Origin of the sequence: Sinorhizobium sp. P24N7 (genome assembly GCF_042436655.1) — a bacterium.
Taxonomy (GTDB): Bacteria; Pseudomonadota; Alphaproteobacteria; order Rhizobiales; family Rhizobiaceae; genus Sinorhizobium; species Sinorhizobium meliloti_A.
Map to the genome: position 1 here is coordinate 1 of NZ_JBHMIW010000090.1, position 634 is coordinate 634.

Sequence of the window (634 nt, forward strand, 5' to 3'; positions counted from 1 at the left end):
TCACGCACCGGCTCGAAGAAGTGTTCGAGATCGCCGACTGCTTCACCGTCTTTCGCGGCGGACGCAATGTCGCGACCCATACGGTTGCGGAAGCACGGGCGAAGAAAATCTCCATCCCCGACCTTATGCTCGATTCTGACAAGGGCCTGACCTTTCCGCCGCGCTCCGAAAAAGTCGACGGCGAAATCGTGCTGGAGGCAAAGAATCTCTCCGCTGAAGGCCTGTTCCGAAATGTTTCCTTTGCGGCGCGCAAGGGCGAGATTCTCGGGATCTTCGGGCTGGTCGGCTCCGGCGTCGATGAATTGTCGAAAACCCTGTTCGGTGTGATCGCTCCCAATGCCGGCGAAGTGCTGCTCAACGGCAGGCCGGTGCGTTTCCGCTCGGCAACGCAGGCCTTGCAGGCCGGGATCTTCCTGGTGCCGGGCGACCGGCGCAGCGAGGGCCTGACCATGGAAGAGGATGTGATCTTCAACACCACGCTCGCCAATCTCGGCCGCGCTTCGTTCGGCGGTATGCTGCGTTTCGGCGACAACCGCAAGCAGACGGCAGCGCTGGCGAACAAGGTCGGCTTGCATCCGCCGAAGCTCGACCGTCCTTTGCGCGGCTTCTCCGGTGGCAATCAGCAGAAGGTGGT

1 protein-coding gene is annotated in these 634 nt (G+C 61.8%); it reads left to right on the forward strand.

What is annotated here, in order from left to right; genetic code table 11:
* Window positions 1-634: ATP-binding cassette domain-containing protein (locus ACFHWW_RS34060; RefSeq protein WP_379943783.1), on the forward strand; the 634-nt coding region annotated here is incomplete at both ends.